Below are 21027 nucleotides of genomic sequence, written 5' to 3' on the forward strand. Positions count from 1 at the left end.
TCCACGTTTGTTCCAGCATAGACGCCCGCCGCTCTCCGGAACGGCGGGCGTCTTGCGTCTCGGGGTCGGCCTTGTCGGCGCCGGAAGCCGGCCGCAGCTAAGCTTCGGCTAACCATGCCGATGCCATGGTTGTCGGGTGTTTTTGGACAGCGGCCGATCGGCCGCGAGACTCGGAGCGATCCTGCCGATGGCCCTGCCCAATGCCCTGACGGCGAAGCTCGAAGCGGTGCAGGCCGAGTACCGCGTCGCGCCCCATAACATCGACGCGGAGCAGGCGCTGCTCGGCGCGATCCTGGTGAACAACGACGCCTATTACCGGGTGTCGGACTTCCTCCTGCCCGAGCACTTCATGGAGGAGGCGCATCACCAGATCTTTCAGGTGGCCACCAGCCTGATCAAGGCCGGCAAGCTCGCGACGCCGATCACGCTGAAGACCTATCTGGGCGACGCCGATTTCGGCGGTCAGACCGTGATGCAGTACCTCGCGCGCCTCGCCGCCGACGCGACGACGGTGATCAACGCGGGCGATTACGGCCGGGCGATTTACGATCTCGCCATCCGCCGCCGCCTGATCACCATCGGGGAGGATCTGGTGAACGGGGCCTACGAGGCCCCCGTCGAGGCCGCGCCGCGCGACCAGATCGAGGCGACCGAGCGGCGGCTCTACGAGCTCGCCGAATCGGGCAAGTACGATGGCGGCTTCCAGAAATTTTCCGATGCGCTCACCGCCGCCGTGGACATGGCGGCCAAGGCCTATCAGCGCGACGGCAAGCTCTCGGGCATCGCCACGGGTCTGTCCGACCTCGATGCCAAGATGGGCGGCCTGCAGCCCTCGGATCTGATCATCCTCGCGGGGCGCCCGGCCATGGGCAAGACCTCGCTCGTCACCAACATCGCCTTCAACATCGCCAAGGCCTATCAGGGCGAGAAGCGGCCCGACGGCACAATCGAGACCAAGAACGGCGGCATCGTCGGGTTCTTCTCCCTCGAGATGTCGGCCGAGCAATTGGCGACCCGCATCATCGCCGAGCAATCCGGGGTGCCCTCCTACAAAATCCGCCGCGGCGACATCCGGCCCGAGGATTTCTACAAGATCACCGACGCCGCCCGGGACATGCAGACGATCCCATTCTACATCGACCAGACCGGCGGCATCTCGATCGCGCAGCTCGCCGCCCGCGCGCGCCGGCTCAAGCGCCAGAAGGGGCTCGACCTTCTCATCGTCGATTACCTGCAGCTCCTATCCGGCTCGTCCAAGAAGGGCGACAACCGCGTGCAGGAGATGACCGAGATCACCACCGGCATGAAGGCCCTCGCGAAGGAGCTGAGCGTGCCGATCATCGCCCTGTCGCAGCTCTCGCGTCAGGTCGAGAACCGCGACGACAAGCGTCCGCAGCTCTCGGATCTGCGTGAATCGGGCTCGATCGAGCAGGACGCCGACGTGGTGATGTTCGTGTTCCGCGAGGAATACTACGTCAACAACAAGAAGCCCCGCGAGGGCACCGAGGAGTTCTTCGCCTGGGAAGCCGAGATGAACCGCGTCCACGGAAAGGCCGAGGTGATTCTCGGCAAGCAGCGCCACGGTCCCACCGGCACCGTCGAACTTCAGTTCGACGCCAACATCACCCGGTTCTCGAACCTCGCCCAATCGGACCGGATGCCCGAGCAGATGTGAACGGAGCGGTCGGAGGCGCCGGGCCTTTCCGGAAGCGTTTCGCTCCGAGCCAGCCAAGTCCCCGCAGGGCCCCGGTCCGAGATCGCGGCGGTGAGGATACGGTTTCGCGCAAGAGCCCGGCCCGACGGCCATCGATCCGCCGTGGATCGGCAGTATTCCTGCTGCGGCGAGGGACCGCGGCCGGGGACGCTCTCCCGGCCGAGGCCTGTTCCGGCTACGAAGGGCCGGCGGCTGTAGCTAGGCCGCCCACAGCGGAGGAATTCGAGCCATCTCACGCCCGACACAGGCCATGGACCAGCAACGCACGCCAGAGGACACGCTGGCCTTTCACGGAGCCCGTCTCACCGTCGATCTCGGGGCGATCGTCGAGAACTGGCGCCGGCTCGGATCGCAGGCACCGGGCATTCCCTGCGCCGCGGTGGTCAAGGCGGATGCGTATGGCTGCGGCCTTGAGGCCGTGGCGTCGGCACTGTGGAGGGGTGGCTGCCGAACCTTTTTCGTGGCGCATCTGAGCGAGGCCGTGGCGGCACGCGCCGCCTTGCCCGAGGCCACGATCTACGTCCTCAACGGCTTGCTGCCCGGCAGTGGGCCCGCGCTGGTCGCGCACCGCCTTCGGCCGGTGCTGGGCGCGCGCGAGGAGTTGGAGGAATGGGCGTCCCTCGCTGTCGAGGCCGGCCGCACGCTTCCGGCGGCGCTCCACGTGGATACCGGCATGAACCGGCTCGGGCTCTCGGTGACGGACGCCCTCGCCTGCGCGGGCGATCCGCTCCTCGATGAAGCCGGCATCGCGCTCCTGATGAGCCATCTCGTCAGCGCCGAATTGCCGGACGATCCCGTGAACGCGCGCCAGATCGCGGATTTCGCCCGGGTGCGGGCGGCGCTGCCCGGCATTCCCGCCTCCCTGGCCAACTCGTCGGGCATCTACCTGGGATCGGGCGCGCACCACGATCTGTTGCGCCCTGGCTACGCGCTCTTCGGCGGCAACCCGACCCCCGGCCGGGCGAACCCGATGCGCCCGGTGGTTCACCTCGAAGCCCGGATCGCGCAGATCCGCGACATCGCGGCTGGCGAGAGCGTCGGCTATAACGGGCGCTGGACCGCGCCTGCGCCGCGGCGGCTCGCGACGCTCTCCCTCGGTTACGCGGACGGCTATCCGCGTGCCGCGAGCGAGCGCGGTCACGCCCTCGTCGGCGGTGTGTCCTGCCCCATCCTCGGCCTGATTTCGATGGACCTGATCATCCTCGACGTCACCGGTGCGCCCGGCGCCCGGCGCGGCGACACCGCGACGCTGATCGGCGACGGGCTGGATGTTGATGCGGTGGGTCGTGCCGCCGGCACGATCGGGTACGAGATCCTGACGGGCCTAGGTTCTCGATATGTTCGTCATTATGTAGGAACCGAAGGTTAGTCGCCACGCGCAGCGCTCCCGACCGATCCGATGGCCGCGCGTCATCCCCGGCTGCCTCGCAGGGTCCGGGATGACGCGAAGTGTCGACGGTGCGTGGCGCGTCCGCTCCCGAACACGACGGTGCCATGGCCAAGATCCAACAGACCTTCGTCTGCCAGTCCTGCGGGGCCGTCTATAACCGTTGGCGCGGGCGCTGCGAGGCCTGCAACGGCTGGAACACGATCGTCGAGGAGACGCCCGGCGGCACCGGTCCGCAATCCGGACCCGCCGCGACGCGGCCCGGGCGTGCGCGGGGCCGCGTCTTCCCCCTCGAAGGCCTGACCGGCGAGGCGAAACAGGCACCGCGCATTCCCTCCGGTATCGCCGAGCTCGACCGCGTCACCGGCGGCGGCTTCGTGCGGGGTTCGGTGATCCTGCTCGGTGGTGACCCCGGCATCGGAAAGTCGACCCTCCTGATGCAGGCCTCCGCCGCCATGGCAGGCACGGGCGAGCGCGTCGCCTACATCTCGGGCGAGGAGGCGGTCGGGCAGGTGCGCCTGCGGGCCGAGCGCCTCGGCCTGTCCGCTCAGCCGGTGGAACTCGCAGCCGAGACCAATGTCGAGGATATCGTCGAGACCCTGTCGCAGGGCCGCCCACCGGCCCTGGCGATCATCGACTCGATCCAGACGATGTGGACCGAGACCGTCGAATCGGCCCCCGGCACGGTGACGCAGGTCCGCTCCTCCGCCCAGAGCTTGATCCGCTTCGCCAAGACCTCCGGCACCGCCGTGATCCTGGTCGGACACGTGACCAAGGACGGGCAGATCGCGGGGCCGCGCGTCGTCGAGCACATGGTCGACGCCGTGGCTTCCTTCGAGGGCGACCAGGGCCACCATTTCCGCATCCTGCGCGCGGTGAAGAACCGCTTCGGCCCGACCGACGAAATCGGGGTGTTCGAGATGACGGATGGGGGCCTCGCCGAGGTGCCGAACCCCTCGGCGCTCTTCCTCGCCGGGCGCGACCACGCCGCACCCGGCACGGCGGTCTTTGCCGGCATGGAGGGCACGCGCCCGCTTCTGGTCGAGATCCAGGCATTGGTGGCGCCCTCCGCGCTCGGGATGCCGCGCCGCGCGGTGGTCGGCTGGGACCCGAACCGGCTCTCGATGGTGCTCGCGGTGCTGGAAGCCCACGGGGGCATCCGGCTCGGCACCCACGACGTTTATCTCAATGTCGCGGGCGGCCTGCGCATCAGCGAGCCGGCGGCCGACCTCGCGGTCGCGGCGGCACTCGTCTCCTCCCTGTCCGGGGCGGTCCTGCCGAGCGAGAACGTGTATTTCGGCGAGATCGGGCTCTCCGGCGCGATCCGTCCGGTGGCGCAGGCAACGGCCCGCCTCAAGGAGGCGCAGAAGCTCGGCTTCGGGCGGGCGTTGACGCCGCAGGGGCGGGGCGAGGCCGGGACGCAGGCGCTGCCGACCGAGGCCTTGCGCCACATCGCGGATCTCGTCTCCGGCATCGCCGCCAACGCCCCCCGCCGGGCGGGTTCCGGGCGCGGCTCCCGGAGCTACGACGACGAGGATTAGGCTCGGCCATCGCGTGCCGAGCCGCGGCATCGCACGCGGGGCGGCGCCCGTGATTAACAGGAAAAGGAGGCGCCGGCCCGACACGATCGCGCGAGATCTCCTCGCCTTCTCGCTCTGGAGACGCCTTCGCGACATTGCGCGAGATCGATGCCGATGCGCGAGGGTGACGCCCGAGTTTCGGCACGGTATACAAGCCCCGCGGTCCGGGGGAGCCGCGATACTTCCAGATGCCACCGCATCTCCCCGTGTGACCTATAGGGCGCGATGCCGTTCTCCATTCTCGACCTCGTGGTGCTCGGTATCGTCGTGATCTCCGCGCTGCTCGCAGCCGTGCGCGGCGTCACCCGCGAAGTCCTTGCTATCATCGCTTGGGTGGCCGCCGCCGCAGTGGCATGGTCCTTCCACCCACTCTTGCTGCCGACCGTGAAGCAGCACGTCACCAGCGATACGGTGGCGCTCGTCGCCTCGATCGCGGCGATCTTCCTTGGCACACTGATCGTGGTCTCGATCATCACCGTGAAGATCTCCGACGTCGTGCTCGATTCGCGCATCGGTGCCGTCGACCGCTCGCTCGGCTTCGTGTTCGGCGCGGGACGCGGCTTCCTGATCTGCGTGATCGGCTGGGTGTTTCTCGCTTGGCTCGTTCAGGGCAAGATGCCCGAATGGGCCGCGCAAGCCCGCTCCCGTCCCATGCTGGAGAAATCCGGCGACGCTCTCGTGGCGCAGCTTCCGGAAAATCCCGAAGGCTTCCTGAAGCAGTTCAAGAAGCCGAAGATCGAGACCCCTCCGAACGAGCCCGTGGATGCGCCCGCCGAGACCGACGCGCCGGCGCAGCGCCGGAGCGATGTGGGCGGCCAGCCCGCACCCGTGCCCGCACCGCGACGCTGATCTGCTCGCGGCGCCGCTTGGTTGCCGCGTAAACACCTCTTAGATACCGGCCACGTGACGATGCCGGGTCAAGGCTCAAGGCGCGATGGGTGCAGGTGACTGCCCCGCCGCGCCGCGCGTGACGTCGAGCCGACGGCGACGAGGGATCACCATCAGCATGTCAGAGAGCTCCGCGCCCGTTCAGCCCCATTCCGGCTTCGCCGATGGGCTCGACTGCGATGGGGATACGCTGCGCGAGGAGTGCGGTGTCTTCGGGATCTTCGGGCACCCGGACGCCTCGGCGGTCGTGGCGCTCGGTCTCCACGCGCTTCAGCACCGCGGCCAGGAGGCGGCGGGCATCGTCTCCTTCGACGGCGAGATCTTCCATTCCGAGCGCCGGCCCGGCCTCGTCGGCGATTCATTCTCCGACCGCTCGACGATCGAGCGGCTCCGGGGCCGCTCCGCGATCGGCCACGTGCGCTACTCGACGACCGGCGGCACCATCCTGCGCAACGTGCAGCCGCTCTTCGCGGAACTCGCCGGAGGCGGGCTCGCGGTGGCGCATAACGGCAACCTGACCAACGCGCTCTCGATCCGCCGCGATCTCGTCCGGGACGGCGCCATCACCCAGTCGACATCGGACACGGAGGTCATCCTCCATCTCGCCGCCCGGAGCCGTTCGCCGCGGATCATCGAGCGCTTCATCGACGCGCTTCGCCAGATCGAGGGGGCCTACGCCCTCGTCGCGTTGACGAATAAGAAGCTGATCGGCGCTCGCGATCCGATGGGCATCCGCCCGCTGGTGCTCGGCGAACTCGATGGCCGCTACATCCTGGCGTCGGAGACCTGCGCCCTCGACATCATCGGCGCGAAATTCGTGCGCGACGTCGAGAACGGGGAGATCGTGGTGATCTCCGAGGAGGGTGTGGAATCGATCCGCTTCGCCGAGGTGCAGTCGGTCCGTCCCTGCATCTTCGAGTACATTTACTTCGCCCGGCCCGATTCCATCGTGAACGGCAAGAGCGTCTACGCGGTGCGCAAGAACATCGGCACCGAATTGGCCAGGGAGGCCCCCGCCGCGGCCGATATCGTGGTCCCGGTGCCGGATTCCGGCGTCCCGGCAGCGCTCGGCTTCGCGCAGAAGACGGGCATTCCCTTCGAGATGGGAATCATCCGCAACCACTATGTCGGGCGGACCTTCATCCAGCCGACGCAATCCGTGCGGGAACTCGGCGTGCGCATGAAGCACTCGGCCAACCGCGCGGCGATCGAGGGCAAGAGCATCGTCCTCGTGGATGACAGCCTCGTCCGCGGCACCACCTCCGTGAAGATCGTCCGCATGATGCGGGAAGCCGGCGCCAAGGCCGTGCACTTCCGCATCGCATCGCCGCCGATCACCTATCCGGACTTCTACGGAATCGATACGCCCGAGCGCGAGAAGCTTTTGGCGGCAACCCACGATCTCGAAGGGATGCGCCAGTATATCGGCGCCGATTCCCTGGCCTTCCTGTCGATCGGTGGGCTCTACCGGGCCATGGGCGAGGAAAGCCGCCACGAGGCCTGCCCGCAATACACCGACCATTGCTTCACGGGTGACTACCCGACCAGCCTGACGGACCTTGCCATCGCGGGCCCGCGCCGGCTCGCGATGCTGGCCGAAGCCGACTGAGCGCGCACGATGGCGATCTCTCCCGACAAACCCCTCGACGGCCGCGTCGCCGTCGTGACGGGCGCCTCGCGCGGCATCGGCCGCGCCGCGGCCCTCGCGCTCGCGGGCGCTGGCGCCCACATCATCGCGGTGGCACGGACCCAGGGCGCCCTCGAGGAACTCGACGATGCGATCCGGGACACCGGCTCCGGCGCGACCCTGGTGCCCCTGAATCTCACGGATTACGACGCGATCGACCGGCTCGGCCAGGCGATCCACGATCGCTGGAAACGCCTCGACATCTTGGTGGGCAATGCCGGCATTCTCGGTAACCTGATGCCGATCGGGCACGTGACCCCGAAGGTCTGGCAGCAGGTCATGGACATCAACGTCACGGCAAATTGGCGGCTGATCCGCTCGTTCGACCCCCTGTTGCGGATGTCGGATGCGGGCCGGGCGATCTTCGTGACCTCCGGCGCCTCCACCAAATGCCGCGCCTATTGGGGGCCTTACTCCGTCTCCAAGGCGGCCCTCGACGCGCTGGTGCGCACCTACGCGGCGGAGACCGAGACCACTCGGGTTCGGGCCATGCTGCTCAATCCCGGTCCTCTGCGGACGGCGATGCGCCACGCCGCGATGCCGGGCGAGGATCCGGAATCCTTGAGGACGCCCGAGGATCTGGCTCCGCATTTCATCCAGCTGGCCAGCCCAGACTGGGCGGAATCGGGCAAGATCTACGACTTCCCGCAGGATCGCGTGCTGACGCCGCAGGCGCCGGCCTGAACGATCGCGCGGGCACGGATCCGCGCCGCACCACGCTGGTTTTCCTCACATCGGCAATCGGGAGAGACGGACCGGGATGATCGACGTTCGCTGCATCTGCGCCATCGGCCAGCGCGGGCAACTCGGCCTCAACGGGCATCTGCCCTGGGAGGGCAACACCGATCCGCTCTTTGTCGAGGACGTGACCCGGTTCTTCGCGCTGACGATGGGACACGTCCTGATTGCAGGCCCGAAGACCGTCGCCTCGGTTCCGAGATTCGCCTTCGAGGACCGCACGATCGACGTGATCCGCTCGCACGAGGATCCCGAGGCGGTGCTGAAGCGCTATCCTGGCCGCCGCATATTCGTTGGAGGCGGCATCACGGTCTGGAATGTCTACGCCAAGTACATCCAGCACTGGGATATCACCCGCCTGCCCTATGACGGCGAGGCGGATCGCTGGTTCGATCCGGCTTGGCTTGTGGGGGGGCCTTTGCGAAGCTGAAGGCACCAGACGGGCCCCGGCGAGTTGACGCGGACGTGTCCTCGCGGGGTGATCATGAGTGACCACAACTATCGGTTCGGTATCGAGGAAGAGTACTTTCTGGCCGATGCCGAGACCCGGGGGACGCCGCGGCGGTCGGTGAAGCCCTTCCACGCGGAAGTCGGCGAGAGCCTGCCCGAGGCAGGCCGCGAACTTCTGCAATGCCAAGTTGAGGTTTGCACACCGCCCTCCTGGGATTTTGCCGAGGCGCGCGCGGTGCTGGCCCGGCAGCGCGCGACGCTGGCGGAAATCGGCGCCCGGCACGAACTCCTTGTTTTCGCGGCAGGAACCCATCCGGTGGCGGATTGGTCGCTGCAAGTGCCGACCAAGGGCGACCGCTATCGCGGCATCCTGCGCGATGTCGGCCTGGCTGGCCGGCGCAGCCTGATCTGCGGCATGCACGTCCACGTTGAGGTTCCGGTGCCGGAAGCGCGGGTCGGGCTCATGAACCGCCTGCTGCCGTTCCAGCCCTTGCTGTTCGCCCTGTCGGCTTCGTCGCCGTTCTGGCAGGGCAAGCCGACGGGCCTGATCGCCTACAGGTTGAGTGCCTTCGGGGAACTTCCGCGCACGGGTCTGCCGGAACTCTTCATGCACGATTGCGACTACGAGCGGTACGTCCGCATCATGACCAAGGCCGGCGCGATCCAGGATGCGAGCTACCTGTGGTGGTCGCTGCGCCCCTCGATCAAGTTCCCGACCCTGGAGTTGCGAATCGCCGATTCCTGCACGCGGCTCGAGGATGCGCTGACGATCGCGGCCCTGTTTCGCTGCCTGGTCCGCCTGGTGGTGCGCCGGCCGGAGCTGAATGCCGGGATCGACGGGGTGACGCGGGCGCTCGCCGGCGAGAACCTCTGGCGGGCGCAGCGCAGCGGCATCGTAGCCGAGATGATCGACGAGGCCCGGGAGGAGGCCCTGCCCTATGGGGAGGCCCTGGAGGGCATGCTGGCGCTGATCGAGGAGGACGCGGCGGCGCTCGGCTGCACGGCGGAGGTCCGGAACGCCCGCGCCATCCTCCAGGACGGAACGAGTGCCGACCGGCAGATCGCCGCCTTCGAGGCCGCGCGCGAGGCGGGGCTGACCAACCGGCAGGGCCTCGACGCGGTGGTGGATTGGCTCGCGGCGGTCTCGCGCGGCACGGATGCCGGAACCGGTTAGGCCGGCGTCCCGGACGACCGGAGCGCCGGCCGCTCTCAGCCCTTGTCGAACGGGTTCTTCGAGGTCCTGAGCGAGAGCCGGATCGGGGTACCGGGCAGGTCGAAGGCCTCGCGCAGAGCGTTGACGAGGTAGCGGGTGTAGGATTTCGGCAGGGCGTCGAGCTGGTTGCCGAAGAGGGCGAAGTGCGGCGGGCGGCTCTTCACCTGGGTGGCGTAGCGGATCTTGATGCGCCGGCCGGAGACGGCGGGCGGCGGGTTCCGGCTGGTCGCCTCGCTGAGCCAGTCGTTGATCCGCGAGGTCGAGACGCGCCGGTCCCAGACCTCGGCGGCGTCGACCACCGCCTTCATGAGCTTGTCGACGCCCTCGCCGGCGAGCCCCGACAGCGGCACCACCCCGATGCCGCGCACCTGCGGCAGCAGGCGGGTGCAATCCTCGCGCAGCTTCTTCAGGAGGCCCGGCTGGTCGGCCACGAGGTCCCACTTGTTGAGGCCGATCACCACGGCGCGGCCCTCGCTCTCGACGAGGTCGACGATGGTGAGATCCTGCTTCTCGAAAGGAATCGTGGCGTCGAGGAGCACCACCACGACTTCGGCGAAGCGCACGGCGCGCAGCCCGTCCGAGACCGCGAGCTTCTCGAGCTTGTCGTCCATGCGCGCGCGGCGGCGCATGCCGGCGGTGTCGTGAAGCTTGATCCGGCGCCCGCGCCATTCCCAGTCGAGGGAGATCGAATCGCGGGTGATGCCGGCCTCGGGCCCGACCAGCAGGCGCTCCTCGCCGAGCATGCGGTTGATCAGGGTGGATTTGCCGGCATTCGGCCGGCCCACGATGGCGACCTTGAGGGCGCGGCCCGCCGGGTTGTCGGCGTCCTCGTCCTCCTCGATCTCCGGAAGCGTCGCCTGAAGGGCGCTGTGCAACTCGCCGACACCCTCGCCATGCTCGGCCGAGAACGGGATCGGGTCGCCGAGGCCGAGGGCGAAGGCCTCGTAGGCGCCGCCCAGGCCGGCGCCGCCCTCCGCCTTGTTGGCGATCAGGATGACGGGGCAGCCGGCGCGGCGCACGAGCTCCGCGAAGGGCTGGTCGGCCGGCAGCACGCCCGCGCGGGCGTCGATGACGAAGAGCACCACATCGGCTTCGAGGATGGCGGCCTCGGTCTGGGCGCGCATGCGGCCGAGGAGCGAGGCGGAATCCGCCTCTTCGAGGCCCGCCGTGTCGATGACCCGGAAGACCAGGCCGCCGAACTGGACATCGCCCTCGCGCCGGTCGCGGGTGACGCCCGGACGGTCGTCGACGAGGGCGAGCTTCTTGCCCACGAGACGGTTGAAAAGGGTCGACTTGCCGACATTCGGCCGTCCGACGATGGCGACGGTCGGCATATTCATGGTGGTCTCGTCCGGTCGGCCGGCGGAAAGCCGGCAAGTGCCGCGCCCGCCTTGCGGGAACGGTTCCAAGGTATTGATCGATCGCGTTTCTTCAACCGGCCGGCACGGCCGGCTGGGCTATCGCGTGATCGGCGGGGGCGGCGCGGCCGGCTCGGGCTTCGCCTCGGTGACGGTGACCGGGCCGCCGGCCACGAGGGCAGCGTAGACCTCGATGCGCTGGCGCAGGTTCTGCGGCGTCTCGGGGTCGGTGGTCAGCTGGTCGAACCAGCGGCCGGCCTCCTCGTACTGCCCGCGCTTGAGGGCCGCGAGGCCGAGCATCTCGCGGGCGGTATGCCGGAAGGCGCTGCCGGCGGCGAGGCCTTGAAGGCTCGCCAGCGCGGGCGCCGGATCGGCCGCATCGATGCGCAGCAGCGCGGCGCGCAGCCGGGCCAGGTCGCGCAATCCGCTCGCGAGGCCGGTATCGTTCGCGATCGCGTCATAGGCAGTGGCCCCCGCCGCGGGATCGCGCTTGGCCGTCTCGGCCGCGGACCGGAACTGCGCCAGCAGGCGGTACCCGGCCGGTCCTTCCGCCTCGATCGCCGTGAAGGCCTTGTCGGCCTCGTCCGTCTTGCCCTCGCGGACGAGGCGGTTGGCGGCGTCGAAGCGCTCGGAGGCCGTCTCGGCGGCGGCGCGCTGCGCGCTCTGCCAGTAGCGCCAGCCGCCGACGCTGGCCACCACCAGGATCGCGAGCGCGATGATCACGCCGCTGTAGCGCCGCCAGATCTGCGCGACCTGATCCCGGCGATAATCCTCGTTGACCTCGCGGATGAACTCGTTGTTTTCAGCCATGGTCTCTCAGGCCGGTCCCGAACGGGACGACCGCCTCACGGAGTTGGAGCGCCCGCGCCTAGCACAGACCTTCGGGCTTGGCGACCGGGCTCCTTGGCGACCGGCCTCTTGGGCGACCGGCCTCCTGGGCGACCGGCCTCCTGGGCGACCGGCCTCCTGGCCGACCCGCAGGTTCGGGGGCCGGTCGAGCCGAGCCCGCCCGGTCGACGCCCGTTCAGGCCATGCCCGGCCAGGCATACACGCCGATGACCGGGTAATGCAGGTAGCGGCCGAACACGAACCACACGGCGACGCCGATCACGACGGCCAGGATGTCGTTGCGGTAGCCCGACGGGCGGGCGGCCTCGCCGCCATGCTGCGCCGCCACCTGTCCGGCGGTGAGCGCCCGGCGCTTGGCGCTGATGCGGGCGGCGACCGCCCAGGCCAGGAAGCTGCCGAACAGCAGGATCGAGCCGAGATCGCCGTTGGCGAGGAGATGCGCGGTCGCCCAGATCTTCACCGCGAGCAGCATCGGATGCTTGGCGCGCGCCCGGATATGGCCGGGCAGGTAGGTGGAGGCCAGGGCGATGAAGGCGAACAGGTTCAGGAGGACGGCGAGGTGGCGCGTCCAGACCGGCGGATCCCAGACCGCGATGTAGCCGGAGGCGCGATATTGGTGGAAGCCGTAGGCGATGAGGACGAGGCCGGCCAGGGAGGCGAGCGTGTAGGCAAGCTTGAAGCGCTTCTCGCCGAGCTGCCCGATCGCCTCCGCGCGCTTGGCCCGGGCCATCGAGAAGGCATGCGTGCCGAGAAACAGCACGAGCCCGAGGATCAGGATCAGCATGGATGGCCCTTGAGGACAGAATCTTGGGGATGGGAATTTTGGGGACGGGAAACTTGAAGAGGGAATCTCGGAGACAGGAATTTCGGGGAGCGGCCGAACCGATGCCGGTCCGGGCAAGCACTCTGTAACGGTTCTGAAGCGAATCTGGCGGCCTTGTCCAGGCTGCCCCGATGACGCGCCCCCTCCGGTACACCGCTCTCCTGCTTCTCGGGCTGACGGGGGCCGCCCAGGCCGCGCCCGAGCCGCCGCTCTCCAGCCTGACCCTGGTGGGACCGCCGACCGCGATCTTCCGGGCCGGGCGCGACGCCTGCGACGGCGCCGACGTGCCGGATGCCTCCGCCCGGGCCTTTCGGGATGCGCGCGGGGCCGTGGCTCTCTTCGGCATGCATTACCGCAACCGGGCGCTGCGCGGGCCGGATCTCGACCACCTGACGCTCGATTGCAGCATCGTGCTGGATTCCGGCGAGAAATCCGATCCGGCGCTCTATGACGACCGCTCCTGGATCACCGCAACCTGGACCGAGGACGGGCGCGCGGTCGCGGGCCTCCTGCACCACGAGTATCAGGCGAACGAGCATCCGGGCCGCTGCCGCTCCAAGCTCTACCTGGAATGCTGGTACAACACGCTGACCGCCGCGGCCTCGACGGATGGCGGCCGCAGCTTCACCCGCGCGGCGCCGCCCGCGGTAGTGGCCGCCGCCCCCTTCCGGCAGGAGGTGGACCAGGGCCGGCACCGCGGCTTCTTCAACCCCTCGAACATTTTCGGCGCGGGGCGCTGGCGCTACATTTTCGCCTCGACCACGGGCTGGGACCGGCCGGGCAGCGACCAGGCGGGCGGCGTCTGCCTGTTCCGGACCGCGACGCCCGCCGACCCGTTGAGCTGGCGGGCCTGGACCGGCACGGGCTTCACCGCCGCCTTCCCGGATCCCTACCGGCAGCCTGTGCGGATCCCCGACACCTGCAAGCCGGTGGCCCCCTTTCCCACCCCGGTGGGCGCCGTGGTGCGCCATCGCGGCACCGGCGCCTATATCGCGGTGTTCATGGCCAAGCAGGCGGAGGCGTTCCCCCAGTCGGGCTTCTACTGGACCAGCTCACGCGACCTCCTCACCTGGGACACGCCACGCCTGCTTCTCGCCGGCGCCACCCTCTACGACGATCCGTGCCAAGCGCCGGGCGGCCTCATCGCCTACCCGTCGCTCCTCGATCCCGCGGCCGAGGGCCGCAACTTCGACGATGTCGGCGACACCGCGCGCTTCACCTACGTGACCCTCAGGACCGAGGGCTGCCGCATCACCTCGGATCGCGACCTGGTGCGCCGGCCCGTGGCCATCACGGTCTGGCCGTGAATTGACGCCGGGCTCACGCGATGGATTCTGGCCCGAGAGGGAGACGCCCGATGCCGCCGCATTGCCTGACTTGGAACGACCTGCCGGAGACGCGTGCGCCGAGCGGCGTCGCCAAGCGCGTGCTCGAAGGCGCCGGCGCGACGCTGGTGCGGGTGCTCGTGCCGGCCGGCACCTCGGCCGAACGCCACAGCCACCCGCACGAGCAATGCGTGCAGGTGCTCTCCGGCTCCGGCACCCTGGAGACCGCGCAGGGCCGGACGGCGTTCGGACCGGGCAGCCTGTTCCACTTCCCGCCCGGCGCCTGGCACGCGGCCGAGTTCGACACCGAGACCGTGTTGGTCGAGACGAATGTCCGCGCGTGACGGCGGTGCGTCGATGGGCCGGGCGGCCCAATTCTATAATCAGGTACGATCGAGGTCGGGCGATGCGTGACGCTGCGCAGAAACGTTCGATCCGTCGGTACCGGGCACGCCTGGGCGAGCGCGGTCTGGCACGCTTCGAGGTGATCGGTCTCGATGCGGACCGCGCGCTCGTGCGGATGCTGGCCCGCCGACTCGCGGAGGACGGACCGGAGGCCACCGAGATCCGAGATGCGGTCAGCCGCACCCTGTCCAATGAGCCGTCGCGAACGGGCGGTATCCTCGATGCCTTGCGTCGATCGCCCCTGGTCGGCTCCGACATCGACCTCGACCGGTTGCGGGTCGAGGGCCGCTCGATCGACCTGTGACGCGCTATCTCCTCGACACCAACATCATCAGTAACGTCATCAAGCCGCTCCCGTCGCCTACGCTTCTCGCCTGGCTCGGATCACAGCGGGACGACGATCTCTTCATCGCCGCGCTGACGCTCGCGGAGATTCGGCGAGGCATCCTCGAGATGCCCACCGGGCGGAAGCGACGCGCGCTCGAAGCGTGGTTCGTCGGTCCCGAAGGTCCGCAGGCCCTCTTCGCCGGGCGAATTCTGCCGTTTGATGCGAGCGCCGCATTGTTATGGGCCGAGTTGATGGCGGAGGGCCGAGCCTCAGGCCGGCCGCGCAGCAGCCTCGACATGATCGTCGCCGCAGTCGCCCTCGCCCATGGCTGCGTCGCGGTGACCGACGACGCATCCGACTTCGCCGGTTTCGCCCCCGTCAATCCGCTTCGGGCCGGGATGGGTCGGAGCCGCTGAGGCTCACTCCCACTCGATCGTGCCGGGGGGCTTCGAGGTGATGTCGTAGGTGACCCGGTTGATGCCCTTCACCTCGTTGATGATGCGCGTCGCGACGCGGCCGAGGAACGCCATGTCGAAGGGGTAGAAATCCGCCGTCATGCCGTCGACGGAGGTCACGGCGCGGAGCGCGCAGACATGGTCGTAGGTGCGCCCGTCCCCCATCACGCCCACGGTCTTGACCGGCAGGATGACCGCGAAGGCCTGCCAGATGGTGTCGTAGAGGCCGGCCTTGCGGATCTCCTCGAGATAGATCGCGTCGGCCTTGCGGAGCGCGTCGAGCTTCTCGCCCGTGATCGTGCCGGGGCAGCGGATGGCGAGGCCCGGGCCCGGGAAAGGATGGCGGCCCACGAAGGCGTCGGGCAGGCCGAGCTCCCGGCCGAGGACCCGGACCTCGTCCTTGAACAGCTCGCGCAGCGGCTCGACGAGCTGCATGTTCATGCGCTCGGGCAGCCCCCCGACATTGTGGTGGCTCTTGATGGTGACCGAGGGGCCGCCCGTGAAGGACACGCTCTCGATCACGTCCGGGTAGAGGGTGCCCTGCGCCAGGAAGGCGGCGCCGCCGATCTTCTTCGACTCGGCCTCGAACACGTCGATGAACAGGCGCCCGATCGTCTTGCGCTTCTGCTCGGGGTCGCTGACGCCCTCGAGCTCGCCGAGGAACAGATCCTGCGCCTCCACGTGGACGAGCGGGATGTTGTAGTGGTCGCGGAACAGACGCACCACCTCCTCGGCCTCGCCGGCGCGGAGCAGCCCGTGATCGACGAAGACGCAGGTGAGCTGCTCGCCGATGGCCTCGTGGATCAGCACCGCCGCGACCGCCGAATCGACGCCGCCGGACAGCCCGCAGATCACCCGTTCCCGGCCAACCTGGGCCTGGATCTTGGCGATCGCCTCCTCGCGGTAGGCGCCCATGGTCCAGTCGCCGGAGCAGCCCGCGATGTCGCGCACGAAGTTGCGGATCAGGAGCGCGCCGTGGGGCGTGTGGGCCACCTCCGGGTGGAACTGCACCGCGTAATAGTTGCGCGATTCGTCCGCCACCGCCGCGAAGGGCGCGTTCTTCGAGATCGCCACGGTGGTGAAGCCGTCCGGCAGCTTCGTCACCCGGTCACCGTGGCTCATCCAGACCGGGTAATGCTCGCCCACGTGCCAGACGCCCTTGAACAGGGGGCAATCGGCCAGGATCTCGATCTCGGCCCGGCCGAACTCGGCATGGTGCCCTCCCTCGACCTCGCCGCCGAGCTGGGCCGCCATGGTCTGCTGGCCGTAGCAGATGCCGAAAACCGGGACGCCGGATTCGAACACGAGCTGGGGCGTGCGCGGCGAGGCCTCGGTCGTCACCGATTCCGGGCCGCCCGACAGGATCACGCCCTTGGGCCGCGACTCGGCGAAGGCCTCGGCGGCCTTGGTGAAGGGCACGATCTCGCAATAGACGCCCTCCTCGCGCACGCGCCGCGCGATGAGCTGCGTCACCTGGCTGCCGAAATCGACGATGAGGATCTTGTCGTGGTCGGTATTCATGAGGTGGAGTTAGACGAGCACCCGCGCGCGTGCAACGCGCAAGGCCCGCGGGGCTGGCCGGATCCGCGGGCAGGATCGCGGACGCGCCGGCCTGAGGTGGTGTTAACCGGAGGTTCACCGGAGCGGGGCGACACGGTCCGCCCAGTCCACGCAAGCAGGAGGCTTTCCCATGAGAGCAGCTATTTTCGGACTCGCCGCCGTCGCGTTCGCGGCCCTTGCCGCCCCGGCCTCGGCCCTGCCCGTCGCGGGCGGATCGCTCGTCGGACCGGAGAGCGGCATCGCGCAGGCCCGGGTGGTCTCGCGCAGGGTGGTCCGCGGTCCGCGCTGCCGGACCGTCGTCGAGCGCCGCCGCGGGCCGATGGGCCGCGTGGTGGTGGTGCGCAAGCGCCGCTGTTTCTAAGACGCGCGCCCGTATTCCGGGCGGTTGCACGAAGACCAGAATGGCCCCGCTCCGGGGCCATTCTCCTGTCCGGGGTCAGCCGCGCCGCTCCAGCGTGGCGAGGTAGAACCCGTCCGTGCCCGTGAGGCCCGGGCTCATCTGCAGGCCGTGCCGCGTGAAGCGCACCACCGGCGCGAGCGCCGGGCTGATCTCCGCGACGACGCGCTCGGCCGGGATCACCGCGAAGGCCTTGCCGGTCCGCTCGAGCAGGCCCGCGATCGCCCCGTCATTCTCCTCCGGGAGCAGGGAGCAGGTGATGTAGGCGATGCGGCCCTTCGGCCGCACCAGAGCGGCCGCCCGGTCGAGGACGGTCGCCTGTTCCGAGAGCCGCGTCGCCAGGCTCCCGGGCCGCAGGCGCCACTTGGCATCGGGGTTGCGCCGCCAGGTCCCGGTGCCGGTGCAGGGCGCATCGACCACGACGCGGTCCACACTCCCATCGAGGTCGGTCAGAACATCGACGCGGGCGCGCCCGGCTCGCGGGGTGCGCACCTCGGCGCGCGCGCCGGCGCGGCGCAGGCGCTCGTGGATCGGCGCGAGGCGGCGCGGATCGCCGTCCGTGGCGATCAGGCGCCCGGCATTGCCCGTCAGGGCCGCGAGCGCCAGGGTCTTGCCGCCGCCGCCCGCGCAGAGATCGACGATGGTCTCGCCGGGTATGGCGCCGCTGAGGCGGCTCGCGAGCTGGGAGCCCTCGTCCTGGATCTCGTACCAGCCGTCGAGGAATTCGGGCTCGACATGGAGCGCCGGTCCGCGCCCGTCGGCGCCGATCGGGATGCGCAGCCCGTCGGGCGCGTGCGGCGTCGGCTCGGCGTTCAGATGGCCGAGCGCCGTGAGCGCGTCGGCGCGAGTCTGCTTCAGCGCGTTGATGCGGATATCGAGGGGCGCGCGGCGCGCGAGGGCGCGCAGCTCCGGCAGCAGATCCTCGCCGAGGATCGCGGCAAGCGCGGGCAGCACCCAGTCCGGCGCGTCGCCCGCGATCGCCGGAGGCGCATCGCTCAAGGTTGCCTCGCCGAGGCGCGCCTGCTCGGCCGCGCTCAGGGGCGCCGGCGCGAAGCGGTCGCCGGTGAACAGGGCCGCGATGGTCGGGGCGGCCAGCCCCTGCTGCAGGCGCAGCGAGCCGATCAGGATCGCCCGCGGGCTGTCGGAATCCATGATCCAGGCCGCGGAGGCGCGCCGGCGCAGGGCGTCATAGACGAGGCTCGCGATGGCGGCGCGGTCACCCGAGCCCGCGAAGCGGTGGCCGAGGCCCCAATCCTTGAGGGCATCGGCGGCCGGACGGCGGCGCTCGGCGATGTCGGACAACACCTCGATGGCGGCGGAGCAGCGGGCGGCGGGGGTCAGATCACTCTCCTGAATTCCATTAACGCTGCCGCGATACGGCCACGCTTCCTGCGCAGGCGGGCCACATTACGGCCGAGCTTCCGGCGGGATCGGTCTCCAGAACGGCAATCCCCGAACCCCGTCAACGTTCAAGGCTTCGAGAGACCACATGTCCCCCGTCATCCATCTTACCCTCGCGGGTCTCCTGACGCTCTGCGTCGCCGCCTGCTCGACGGCCCCGGCCGCTCCCGACCTGACGCCCCCGCTGCGCCGGCCGGTCGATGCGAAGACGCAGCTCGAATACGGCAACCCGCCGCCCGCGCCGCCGCCCGGCCAGCGCTACTGAGGGGTTGAGGCAGCTCAGGCCGTCTCGCGGGCGCGCCGCCGCTCATAGGCCTTGAGATGGGTGTAGGCGCGCGCGAGGCCGGGACGCGGTGAGTCCGGCGCGTGGGCATCGCCCCGCGCGATCAGATCGCCGATGACATGGTCCGCCTCGATCCGGGCCTTCCCCTCGATGTCGCGCAGCATCGAGGCGGTGATCGGGGCGCCCTCCTGGGTCAGCATCGCGCGGGCCTGGGCCGACACCGCCTCGCGCGGCGCGAAGCCCGCCGCGGTCGCGACCGCCACGCACTCGGCGTAAACCTCCTCGATGGCGGCGCGGCCGCCCGGTGCCCCGACGATGTCGCCGATGCTGGCCCGCATCAGGCAGGTGATGCCCGCGAGCGTCGCCAGGAAAACCCACTTCTCCCACATCTCCAGCACGATCGTGCTGCTCAGCTTCGGCTGAAAACGCGCATCCCGCACGAGCGCCTCGATCGCCTCGACGCGGGGCGAGCGGCTGCCGTCGCGCTCACCATAGGTCAGGGTGGCGAACGCGCTCATGTGGCGGATCTCGCCGCCGGCCGCGACCGTCGCCACGATGGAGCAGGAGCCCCCGAGCACGCGCTCCGCCCCGAACCGGGCATCGAGGGCGTCGAGGTGGCGCATCCCGTTGAGGACGGGCAGCACCAGGGTGCCCTCCTGGACGGCCGGCGCGAAATCCGCGATGGCCGCGTCGAGGTCGTAGGCCTTGCAGGACAGGAGCACGAGATCGAAGGCGCCGCCCTGGCCCTGCGCCAGGGCATCGGCCGTGACGGTGGCGGGCGCCGGAAGATGCACATCGCCGAGCGGGCTCTTCACCGAGAGGCCCTTCGCCGCGAGCGCCTCCGCCCGGGCTGGCCGTACCAGGAAGGTGACGTCGCGCCCGGCCTCCCCGAGGCGCGCGCCGTAATATCCGCCGGTCGCCCCCGCCCCCACCACGAGAACCCGCATGTCGAACGCCCCCTCCCGAATCTGGACGGGCCCTCCATGCGCGCGATGGCGCCGCGATGCAACGCGGCGAGGCTCAGACCGCCAGCGGCGTGAGGAGAATACGGATGGCGAAGATCAGCCACATGATGCCGAGCACGGCCACGCCCGCCATGTAGAGGCGGAAGCGGGTCGGGACATGGTTCGAGGTGACGTAGACGGTGGCGTGCGCCGCGCGGCTCGCCACGAAGATCCAGGCCAGCACCACGAAGAGAAGATCCGCCTTGCGAGTCACGAGCGCGAGCGGCACCAGGGCGAAGAACAGGATCGGGATCTCGAACTGGTTCGAGAAGGCGTTGGCGGCCGCCTGCACCTTCGGCGGCCAGTTGCGCTCGCCGAGCGCGATCTGGCCGATTCGCACCCGCCCGGCCCCGATTTCGGCAAAGCGCCGGCGCCCGAGGACGATCAGCAGGCCGAAGGTGAGGAAGACCTGCACGAAGACGGGCGCGAGGATGGCCGGGACGGTCATGGTTGAGTTTGCTTGCCCCAGTTCGCGAGCGCGACGAAATTGCCAGCCCAGGGGCTCGCGGCACAGGATCGGATGAGACGCAGATCCGCCGTGACCAGAGTCGCGTTCCACTGCTTGGCAGCCGCGACATACAGCGCATCGTAGAACGAGGCACCCGTCTCGAACGCCAGACGTGCCGCGTCCCGGTGCAGGCCAGCGAGCGGGATCATCGCGACGGTTCGTGCGAGCCCGGTCAGTGCGTCTTCCATCGCGGAAAGCGGCAGCAGGGTCTCCCGGGCACGCCGCGCCAGAACCTGTCCCAACTCGGCCGGCGCGTGGGCAGGGGCCGCGAGGAGACGGTCCTGGCTCAGGAGCATTCGAGCCTGATCCGAATGCTCCTCGGGGTAGAACCACTTCGCCATGACGCTCGCATCGACGATGAGCATCACTCCCCGTCACGCAGACGGCGGATCAGAATCGTGCTGTCCTCGAAAGGCTGCCCATCGCCCGGCGGACGCGCGACCGCCCGGATCCTGTCCGCATGCGCGACGCGCTCGGCGGGCGACCACATCAGTCCCCGCAGCATGGCCTCCTTGGCCACGTCCTCAGGCGATCGGCCCGTCTCCGACGCCCGCTCCATCAGAATGGCCATCAGCATCCCGCCGGTGTCGTGCAGGGTCAGATCACCCACGGATCCCTCCAGATCGGCATCGCCCCAAGCGTTCGATGCTATGCCAAGGGTGCGCCGCGGCCAA

General features: G+C 69.6%; 23 protein-coding genes. 14 read left to right on the top strand and 9 right to left on the bottom strand.

Annotated elements, in window-relative coordinates; all coding sequences use genetic code 11:
* Positions 1-187: 187 nt before the first annotated feature.
* From F6X53_RS01640 to F6X53_RS01675, 8 genes are all read left to right on the top strand, one after another.
* Positions 188-1675, top strand: a complete 1488-nt coding sequence (locus F6X53_RS01640; protein WP_150996505.1) for a replicative DNA helicase — start codon at positions 188-190, stop codon at positions 1673-1675.
* A gap of 289 nt (positions 1676-1964) precedes the next feature.
* Positions 1965-3083 carry an alanine racemase gene (alr, locus tag F6X53_RS01645; RefSeq protein ID WP_150996507.1) on the top strand — a complete coding sequence of 373 codons (1119 nt, stop codon included), beginning with the start codon at positions 1965-1967 and terminating at the stop codon, positions 3081-3083.
* Between the two features lie 125 nt (positions 3084-3208).
* Positions 3209-4642, top strand: a complete 1434-nt coding sequence (gene radA, locus F6X53_RS01650; protein WP_150996509.1) for a DNA repair protein RadA — start codon at positions 3209-3211, stop codon at positions 4640-4642.
* Between the two features lie 264 nt (positions 4643-4906).
* Positions 4907-5530, top strand: coding sequence for a CvpA family protein (locus F6X53_RS01655; protein ID WP_150996511.1), 624 nt, complete (start codon positions 4907-4909; stop codon positions 5528-5530).
* A gap of 157 nt (positions 5531-5687) precedes the next feature.
* Positions 5688-7178 (top strand): amidophosphoribosyltransferase, encoded by a 1491-nt coding sequence (purF, locus tag F6X53_RS01660; protein WP_150996513.1) that lies wholly within the window; start codon positions 5688-5690, stop codon positions 7176-7178.
* 9 nt (positions 7179-7187) lie between these two features.
* Positions 7188-7940, top strand: coding sequence for an SDR family NAD(P)-dependent oxidoreductase (locus F6X53_RS01665; protein WP_150996515.1), 753 nt, complete (start codon positions 7188-7190; stop codon positions 7938-7940).
* A gap of 76 nt (positions 7941-8016) precedes the next feature.
* Positions 8017-8424, top strand: a complete 408-nt coding sequence (locus F6X53_RS01670) for a dihydrofolate reductase (protein ID WP_150996517.1) — start codon at positions 8017-8019, stop codon at positions 8422-8424.
* Between the two features lie 54 nt (positions 8425-8478).
* Positions 8479-9618 carry a carboxylate-amine ligase gene (locus F6X53_RS01675; protein ID WP_150996520.1) on the top strand — a complete coding sequence of 380 codons (1140 nt, stop codon included), beginning with the start codon at positions 8479-8481 and terminating at the stop codon, positions 9616-9618.
* Positions 9619-9653: 35 nt separating this feature from the next.
* On the opposite strand, the gene der is transcribed toward F6X53_RS01675, so the two are convergent.
* From der to F6X53_RS01690, 3 genes are all read right to left on the bottom strand, one after another.
* The gene (gene der, locus F6X53_RS01680) at positions 9654-10997 is read right to left on the bottom strand and encodes a ribosome biogenesis GTPase Der (protein WP_150996522.1); all 1344 of its coding nucleotides are present in this window, start codon (positions 10995-10997) and stop codon (positions 9654-9656) included.
* Positions 10998-11114: 117 nt separating this feature from the next.
* Positions 11115-11825 (bottom strand): tetratricopeptide repeat protein, encoded by a 711-nt coding sequence (locus F6X53_RS01685; RefSeq protein WP_150996524.1) that lies wholly within the window; start codon positions 11823-11825, stop codon positions 11115-11117.
* A 214-nt stretch (positions 11826-12039) separates the two neighbouring features.
* Entirely contained in the window at positions 12040-12648 is a 609-nt protein-coding gene (locus F6X53_RS01690; protein ID WP_150996526.1) for an NnrU family protein, read from the bottom strand.
* 170 nt (positions 12649-12818) lie between these two features.
* Between F6X53_RS01690 and F6X53_RS01695 the strand changes: the two genes are divergently transcribed.
* The 4 genes from F6X53_RS01695 to F6X53_RS01710 all read left to right on the top strand — a co-directional run bounded on the left by F6X53_RS01695 (position 12819) and on the right by F6X53_RS01710 (position 15161).
* Positions 12819-13994, top strand: a complete 1176-nt coding sequence (locus F6X53_RS01695; RefSeq protein ID WP_150996528.1) for a hypothetical protein — start codon at positions 12819-12821, stop codon at positions 13992-13994.
* A 50-nt stretch (positions 13995-14044) separates the two neighbouring features.
* Positions 14045-14356, top strand: a complete 312-nt coding sequence (locus F6X53_RS01700) for a cupin domain-containing protein (protein WP_150996530.1) — start codon at positions 14045-14047, stop codon at positions 14354-14356.
* A gap of 62 nt (positions 14357-14418) precedes the next feature.
* Positions 14419-14721, top strand: coding sequence for a hypothetical protein (locus tag F6X53_RS01705; RefSeq protein WP_150996532.1), 303 nt, complete (start codon positions 14419-14421; stop codon positions 14719-14721).
* Positions 14718-15161 carry a PIN domain-containing protein gene (locus tag F6X53_RS01710; RefSeq protein WP_150996534.1) on the top strand — a complete coding sequence of 148 codons (444 nt, stop codon included), beginning with the start codon at positions 14718-14720 and terminating at the stop codon, positions 15159-15161. The genes F6X53_RS01705 and F6X53_RS01710 overlap by 4 nt, the downstream gene beginning before the upstream one ends.
* 3 nt (positions 15162-15164) lie before the next feature.
* Here F6X53_RS01710 and guaA read toward each other — a convergent pair whose 3' ends face one another.
* Positions 15165-16721 carry a glutamine-hydrolyzing GMP synthase gene (gene guaA, locus F6X53_RS01715; RefSeq protein ID WP_150996537.1) on the bottom strand — a complete coding sequence of 519 codons (1557 nt, stop codon included), beginning with the start codon at positions 16719-16721 and terminating at the stop codon, positions 15165-15167.
* A 169-nt stretch (positions 16722-16890) separates the two neighbouring features.
* On the opposite strand from guaA, the gene F6X53_RS01720 reads away from it, so the two are divergent.
* Entirely contained in the window at positions 16891-17121 is a 231-nt protein-coding gene (locus F6X53_RS01720) for a hypothetical protein (RefSeq protein WP_150996539.1), read from the top strand.
* Between the two features lie 75 nt (positions 17122-17196).
* Here the strand turns inward: F6X53_RS01720 and F6X53_RS01725 are convergent, their stop codons facing one another.
* Complete coding sequence (locus tag F6X53_RS01725; protein WP_150996541.1) at positions 17197-18498, bottom strand: RsmB/NOP family class I SAM-dependent RNA methyltransferase; 1302 nt, start codon at positions 18496-18498, stop codon at positions 17197-17199.
* A 148-nt stretch (positions 18499-18646) separates the two neighbouring features.
* Between F6X53_RS01725 and F6X53_RS32060 the strand changes: the two genes are divergently transcribed.
* Positions 18647-18823 (top strand): hypothetical protein, encoded by a 177-nt coding sequence (locus F6X53_RS32060; protein WP_191970656.1) that lies wholly within the window; start codon positions 18647-18649, stop codon positions 18821-18823.
* Positions 18824-18837: 14 nt separating this feature from the next.
* On the opposite strand, the gene panE is transcribed toward F6X53_RS32060, so the two are convergent.
* The 4 genes from panE to F6X53_RS01745 form a co-directional block, all read right to left on the bottom strand.
* Entirely contained in the window at positions 18838-19788 is a 951-nt protein-coding gene (gene panE, locus F6X53_RS01730; protein WP_150996544.1) for a 2-dehydropantoate 2-reductase, read from the bottom strand.
* A gap of 73 nt (positions 19789-19861) precedes the next feature.
* Entirely contained in the window at positions 19862-20293 is a 432-nt protein-coding gene (locus F6X53_RS01735; protein ID WP_150996546.1) for an MAPEG family protein, read from the bottom strand.
* Entirely contained in the window at positions 20290-20718 is a 429-nt protein-coding gene (locus F6X53_RS01740; RefSeq protein ID WP_150996548.1) for a type II toxin-antitoxin system VapC family toxin, read from the bottom strand. The genes F6X53_RS01735 and F6X53_RS01740 overlap by 4 nt, the downstream gene beginning before the upstream one ends.
* A complete protein-coding gene (locus tag F6X53_RS01745; protein WP_150996550.1) occupies positions 20718-20963 on the bottom strand; it encodes a hypothetical protein in 246 nt (81 codons plus the stop codon). The genes F6X53_RS01740 and F6X53_RS01745 overlap by 1 nt, the downstream gene beginning before the upstream one ends.
* Between the last annotated feature and the right edge of the window lie 64 nt (positions 20964-21027).

Source organism: Methylobacterium soli, from assembly GCF_008806385.1.
GTDB classification, from domain to species: Bacteria; Pseudomonadota; Alphaproteobacteria; order Rhizobiales; family Beijerinckiaceae; genus Methylobacterium; species Methylobacterium soli.